The sequence below is a fragment of the Synechococcus sp. R6-10 genome (genome assembly GCF_047461815.1).
Classification (GTDB): domain Bacteria; phylum Cyanobacteriota; class Cyanobacteriia; order Thermostichales; family Thermostichaceae; genus Thermostichus.
Window position 1 is genome coordinate 1 of sequence record NZ_JANSHW010000543.1, and the last position, 756, is coordinate 756.

The 756-nt window shown below is 65.1% G+C and carries 1 protein-coding gene; it reads left to right on the plus strand.

What is annotated here, in order from left to right; translation table 11 throughout:
* Nucleotides 1-127: 127 nt before the first annotated feature.
* Nucleotides 128-756, plus strand: a 629-nt coding sequence (locus NW837_RS13480) for a CNNM domain-containing protein (protein ID WP_414332135.1), incomplete at its 3' end; no start/stop codon positions are given.

A 756-nucleotide genomic window follows, 5' to 3' on the forward strand; every position in this document is an offset into this window, starting at 1 on the left:
CCCGAACAGTCGCCGTAGAACGAACGCCCCGCGAATCGGACTGATACTCGCCGTCGCCGCGCTGGGGATGCTGTGGGCGACCTACGGACAGGCGGACGGCGCAAACGCCCCAGCCGCAGCGCAAGGCTTGACCCCCACCACCAGCCTGCTGGTGATTCTCGTGCTGCTGCTGTTGAGCGCGTTCTTCTCGATGGCGGAGAGCGCGCTGACCTCCATCCGCCACAGTTGGGTGCGGATGCTCACCGACCAGAAGCACCGCCTCGCGCCGTACTTAGCGGCGTTCAAGAGCGAGCCGTCGCGCTTTTTGTCCACCGTGCAAGTGGGGCTGAACATCGTGGCGTTTCTGGCGTCGGCGGTCGCCGCAACAAACCTCGCCGAACCGTTGCACGCGCTCCTGCGCCCCATCGAGACCGCCATCGGGGTGAACCTGTACGGCTTCAGCGTCGCGCTGGTGGCGATTCTGACCGCGTTTGCGAATGTGGTCATCGGCGAGACCGTGCCGCGCAGCATCGCCATCACGCACGCCGAGCGCGTCGCGCTGGCGGTCATCGTGCCTATCACCGTGTTCGACCGCATCTTCTGGCTGCCGATTGTGCTGGTGAACGCCGTCACGCGCGCCGTGCTGAAACTGTTCGGCATCCAGATGATGCGCCTCGCGCCCGTCGTGAGCGAGGAGGAACTGCGCGTGCTGGTCGAAGCGGGCGAAGAGCAGGGCGTCATCGAAGAGCAAGAGAAGGAGATGATCCAGTCCATCTT